The organism is Leclercia sp. GHBNCSD (assembly GCF_055805075.1).
The window spans coordinates 1-5,865 of the sequence record NZ_JBQVYO010000007.1 but is presented as its reverse complement, the minus strand read 5'-3'; the positions used below and the strand labels follow the sequence as shown (position 1 = coordinate 5,865).

Here is a 5,865-nt window from a genome sequence, read left to right as displayed (position 1 = left end):
TAATTAATACCTTGCGCCCATTCAGGCGACCGCTTCCCTGATAGCTGTCTTCTCCATGATCGGGGCGCGGTTGCATTTTCCCCGCCAGCCCGGGAAAGGGCTGCTGCTGCTGTTGAAAAGGCGGCGCCGGAAAACGCGCAGAATTGGTTTTATTGATGGTCTTTTTTTCCTTGTTTAAGCCAGCCATTCAATTACCTCTCATTATTTATCACAAAGACTAATAAGCGTAGACCAAAATGAATGGCATGACCTATATTATCCAGCTACACTTAATTTTCTCGGAATATTACCCCCCCTACTTTCCTCTACCGTTGCGCTTATATCCCCACCAACGTTAGATTTAATTTAAACAATATTATTTGAGACTTATCCAGTTCGCAGTGTTAATAAATAGCAACCACACTTAACATTTCAACCTTGGCAAAAGGAGAACATATGAAATTATCCATAACGCCATTATTATGTTGTTTTTTATTGTCGCCAGCGCTTGCTGATGATAACGGCGGGTTGAAAAATGATACAGCTCCACCGCCAGCCCACGCTCTGGATGAAGGTTATCGTGGGACTGAAGATGCAAGAATCATGACTGTCGAACAGGCCAAAACGATGCATGACGGTGCGACCATTTCTCTGCGAGGTAATCTCATCGAGGATCAAGACGGAGACAAATTTGGGGTTCTAGGGATTTTCCGTCCAAAAACGACAAAGTGCTCTGGAGGCCCCGCCGTCTGTGGCCTCCAGAGGGGTATTACTTTTTTCGAGATCCCTATTTGGGCTCTGTTTGAGTAAGATTTAGTCTTTTTGGGCTAAATCCATGGCATTCGAAGAACGTGTCCAAATCTTGTCCGAGGCAGAACAAGATGAGTTATATGGACCCCCCGCTTTCACCTCCGCCGACCAACGCTTCTTTTTCTCGCTGAACGATAAGGAACTGGCGATCGCTAAAAGCCTCCGTCATCGGGGCCAGCGTTACATGCTGGTGGTACTGCTGGGCTATTTCAAAGCCAAGCCGGTGGTGCTGAATCCCGGCTTTCATCAGATCAAGCAGGACCTCAAATACGTTTATCAAACCGTTCTACCAGGCCCAGGCTGTAGACCCTTTAATCTCACGCCAAAAGAGAACGAACGGATTTACCAACGTGTTTTCCAGCTCTGCAACTACCAGCGCTGGAATGTCAAAGACCATGGAGCGGCGTTGAGAGATTACTTATCCCAGCAAGCCAGAGCCTGGACAGCGCCTAGGCACCTCTTCGATGCGGCCAATGAATATTGTTCGGGGCAGAAGATCGCAATCCCTGCCTACAGCACGCTGCAAAAGATCATCAGTCAGGTGGTGGGAGACGAACAGGAACACATGGCCGCGCACCTTGAGCGTGCAATGTCACGCGGTCTTAAGCAAGCACTGGCGGAGCTCGTGAACGGCACAGGTCCACTGCCGTTCCGACAGTTGCGACAATCGGCTCGTAACTTCACCGGAACCGAGTTGGAGAAAGAACTGATTGTCTATCGCCATATCCAGCATTGGATGCCGGAAGTGGATCTGCTGTTGAGCACGCTATCACTGTCGCAGAAAAATCTGCAACACCTGGCAGAGAAAGTCGACTACTACGGTGCCAAACTGAAACGTCAAACCGTAGGCAGCCAATGGCTGTATTTATTGTGCTATCTTCAAACGCGATGGCAGCAAGCGCTGGAACGTATTGCCGATGGCTTTGTGCATCATGTCAGACAGACCAAACAGAAGGCAAAGGATTATGCGCAGGAAGCGGTGTTTAAGGATTGGCAAAAAGCAGCTAAAAATGTCAGCAAGGCAGCTGAAGTACTGCACCTGTTCATTGATGACAGCATTGATCTGCAACTACCGTTTGCAACAGTAAGACAGCAAGCACTGAGCCTGCTGACCAAAAGGGATCTGGAATCTGTATGTCTCTTCCTGAACGAGCAGCGACGATCGGTCGATGAAGCCATGTGGCAGTACTGCGACGAGAAAGAAAGTCTGCGGAAAGGTTTGCTGCGAGAGTTGTTCCTATGTCTGCGCTTCGAAGGCTGCGACGGCACCCAGCACTTAGCGGCCGCCTTGGCGAAAACACAAAACGAACTCAACGGCCAGGACGCTCAGTTGCAAACTGCCGACACCAGACTCCTTTCCAAAAAATCACGTGAATTCCTGCTGGATGGTGAAGGGAATATCCTGATCGATCGTTATGAGTGGTTCCTCTATCAACAGATTCCTGATCGCCTGAATGGCCAGCTGACGCTGCCTGATATCACTAAATACCGGGCACTCGACGCCGACCTGATCGACGGGGAACATTGGCGAAAAAACAAATATACGCTGCTTCAACAGAGCCATTTTACAAAATTAGCGGAGGAGCCTGAAAAGCTGATCAAACAGATGGCCATGGAATTGGATACCCGTTTGTACGAAGTCGGCGAATATCTTGAACAGGAAGACAACCGGAATATCATCTTGCGTAATCCGCAGGGTAAACGCTTCTGGCGCCTGCCTTCGGCCAGCAAACATCATCTGGTCAACAATCCCTTCTTCCAGCAAATTCCCACAACGGGGATTGCGGATGTACTGCGCATGGTTGATCGTGACACCGGTTTCATTGACTGCTTCGCTCATGTGCTGGGTTCCCAATCCAGAAGCCGTTCCCATGAATATGACCTGTTGGCAATTCTGGTCGGCAATGCAACCAATCAAGGCATTTACGGCATGGCACAGATCTCTGATCGTACCTATGATCAGCTCAGCACTATCCAGGCGAACTATCTTCGCCTGGAAACATTGAATGCTGCTAACGACAACATCAATAACGCGACAGCCAAGCTACCCATCTTCCGGTACTACAACATCCAGGAAGATGTGATCCACGCCAGTGCCGATGGTCAAAAGTTCGAAGCCCGGCGCGAGACCTTCAAAACCCGTTATTCGTCGAAGTACTTTGGCACTCAAAAAGGTGTTTCTGCCATGACCTTGATCGCCAATCACGCTGCGATCAACGCCAGAGTGATCGGCGCCAACGAACATGAATCGCACTACATCTTTGATTTGTTGATGAGCAATACGTCAGACATCATTCCGGATGTGCTCTCAACCGATACCCATGGGGTGAACCATGTGAACTTCGCGTTACTGGATCTGTTCGGATACCAGTTTGCCCCACGCTATGCCCAGGTTGGCAAAGTGATCAATGACATGTTTGATGTCAAGGAAGACAAAGAACACCGAATTCAGCTGTGCTTAAAAAAGCCAATCAATACCCATCGTATTGCGCAGCACTGGGATACCATCCAACGGATTGCAGTATCACTTAAGCAGCGGAAAACAACGCAAGCCACCTTGGTGAGAAAGCTCTCGGAGTACAAGCGCAATCACCCGCTGCTGGAAGCCCTGACGGAATACAATCGCCTGGTGAAAGCGAATTATCTACTGTGCTACATCGATGATGCCAGTTTAAGAAACTATGTTCAGCGCGCGCTGAACCGGGGAGAGGCCTATCACCAACTGCGTCGGGCCGTGAGCAGCGTCAATGGGGATCAGTTCCGGGGCAGTTCAGACGAAGAAATCCAGCTATGGAATGAGTGCGCTCGCCTGGTCACCAATGCCATCGTTTACTTCAACTCCAGGATACTCAGCCAGCTGTTGACCAGCTTCGAATACCAAGGAGATACCAAGAGAATAGATATCGTCAAACAGGCATCCCCTGTGGCCTGGCACAACATTAACCTCAAGGGGACTTACCACTTCGAATTGAGCGAAAAATTGCCAGATCTGGAGGAGCTTATGCGCTCAATCGAGGGATATTTACCCGTCAGCGAAAAGTAATACCCCTCTGGAGGCCACGGACGGCGCGGCCTCCAGAGCACTTTGTCGTTTTTGGACGGAAAATCCCTAGAACCCCATTTTGCCATTCAGATGTGCCGCGAGATCGGATTACCTCTGTTTCCGGGTTTTAGTGCCGAGGCCAGAGAAACTCTCCTCCACTACCGTTGGCCGGGCAATATTCGTGAACTGAAAAACGTCGTGGAGCGATCCGTTTACCGGCATGGAACCAGTGATTACCCGCTGGATGAGATAATCATTGACCCCTTCCGCCGCCACACTACTCAGCCGCAGGCGCCGGAAACTAAACCGATGTCTGTAGGGTTACCGCTGGATCTGCGTGAATTCCAGCAGCAGCAAGAGAAAGACTTTCTACAAACCAGCTTACAGCAGGCAAAATTTAACCAGAAAAAAGCCGCTGAATTACTGGGTCTGACTTACCATCAGCTTCGCGCTTTGCTGAAAAAACACCAGATTTAACGCACATTTGCAGATGTCATATTGGCGGATTTGACGCATAACCTCATCAGGGTTTACCATGACGCCATTACTGTATAAAAAACAGGTACAAATATGGCTCTGGCACTCGTTGGCGAAAAAATTGACAGAAACCGTTTCACCGGTGAGAAAATTGAAAATAGTACATTTTTTAACTGTGATTTTTCAGGTGCCGACCTGAGCGGCACTGAATTTATCGGCTGTCAGTTCTATGATCGTGAAAGCCAGAAAGGGTGCAATTTTAGTCGTGCGATGCTGAAAGATGCCATTTTTAAAAGCTGTGATTTATCCATGGCGGATTTTCGCAATTCCAGTGCGCTGGGCATTGAAATTCGCCACTGCCGCGCACAAGGCGCAGATTTCCGCGGCGCAAGCTTTATGAATATGATCACCACGCGCACCTGGTTTTGTAGCGCATATATCACGAATACCAATCTAAGCTACGCCAATTTTTCGAAAGTCGTGTTGGAAAAGTGTGAGCTGTGGGAAAACCGTTGGATAGGTGCCCAGGTACTGGGCGCGACGTTCAGTGGTTCAGATCTCTCCGGCGGCGAGTTTTCGACTTTCGACTGGCGAGCAGCAAACTTCACACATTGCGATCTGACCAATTCGGAGTTGGGTGACTTAGATATTCGGGGCGTTGATTTACAAGGCGTTAAGTTGGACAACTACCAGGCATCGTTGCTCATGGAGCGACTTGGCATCGCGGTGATTGGTTAGCATTCACGGAGCGGTAAGTACCGCTCCCGCCCTTATACAATAGTGTCCGCCCTTGCCTTAAAAGTCACTTTCGACGCACAGATCGTAAACGTTAGAGGGTTCCGGTCCCCCCATCAGAACACCAGACCTGACCAGACGTATAGCTGTTCTCCCGAGCGGCCAGGGTGACATAAAGCGGCGCGATTTCCACCGGTTGACCAGGGCGTCCCAGCGGCGCATTTGCCCCAAATTTCTCCACCTTTTCCTGCGGTTGACCACCACAGCACTGCAGTACAGTCCAGTATGGACCCGGCGCGACGGCATTGACACGGATCCCTTTCGGGGCCAGCTGTTTCGCCAGCGATTTAGTAAATGCCACGATAGCTGCTTTAGTCTGAGCATAATCAAGCAAGATTTCACTTGGCTCATAAGCCTGTACGGAGGAGGTATTAATTATCACGCTGTCTGGTGAAAGATGGGGTATGGCCGCTTTGGTGATCCAAAACATAGCGTAAACATTGGTTTTGAATGTTGCGTCGAAGTCTTCTGTGGTGAGTTCCTCAATTGACTCACAAAATTGCTGACGACCCGCATTATTGACGAGGATATCCAACCCTCCCAGTCCTTTTACCGCCTGTGTTACCAGATGACCGCAAAAAGCCTCATCACGGATATCTCCGGGGATGGCCAAAACATTTCTGCCTGCTTTTTTTATCAGATCGACCACTTCACGCGCATCGTCTTCTTCTTCAGGTAAATAGTTAATCGCAACATCAGCGCCTTCACGAGCATAGGCAATAGCAACAGCACGACCAATCCCTGAATCCCCACCGGTAATT

Annotated in this window: 4 protein-coding genes and 2 pseudogenes; 4 read left to right on the top strand and 2 right to left on the bottom strand. The window is 49.5% G+C overall.

From position 1 onward, the window contains the following. Positions 1-187, bottom strand: a pseudogene (locus tag ACT3IC_RS23465) (NAD(P)-dependent dehydrogenase); the annotation flags it as partial. 248 nt (positions 188-435) lie between these two features. On the opposite strand from ACT3IC_RS23465, the gene ACT3IC_RS23460 reads away from it, so the two are divergent. The 4 genes and pseudogenes from ACT3IC_RS23460 to ACT3IC_RS23445 all read left to right on the top strand — a co-directional run bounded on the left by ACT3IC_RS23460 (position 436) and on the right by ACT3IC_RS23445 (position 5,047). After that, positions 436-789 (top strand): single stranded DNA-binding domain-containing protein, encoded by a 354-nt coding sequence (locus tag ACT3IC_RS23460; RefSeq protein WP_022631167.1) that lies wholly within the window; start codon positions 436-438, stop codon positions 787-789. Between the two features lie 25 nt (positions 790-814). Continuing rightward, positions 815-3,832: a Tn3-like element IS3000 family transposase gene (locus tag ACT3IC_RS23455; protein ID WP_004199413.1), complete on the top strand. Its 3,018-nt coding sequence runs from the start codon at positions 815-817 to the stop codon at positions 3,830-3,832. Between the two features lie 75 nt (positions 3,833-3,907). Beyond that, positions 3,908-4,309: pseudogene (locus ACT3IC_RS23450) on the top strand (AAA-type ATPase lid domain-containing protein); the annotation flags it as partial. Positions 4,310-4,402: 93 nt separating this feature from the next. Next, entirely contained in the window at positions 4,403-5,047 is a 645-nt protein-coding gene (locus ACT3IC_RS23445) for a quinolone resistance pentapeptide repeat protein QnrB1 (protein ID WP_014386481.1), read from the top strand. A 91-nt stretch (positions 5,048-5,138) separates the two neighbouring features. Here the strand turns inward: ACT3IC_RS23445 and ACT3IC_RS23440 are convergent. After that, the coding region (locus ACT3IC_RS23440; protein WP_166721160.1) for an SDR family oxidoreductase at positions 5,139-5,865 on the bottom strand (727 nt) is incomplete at its 5' end.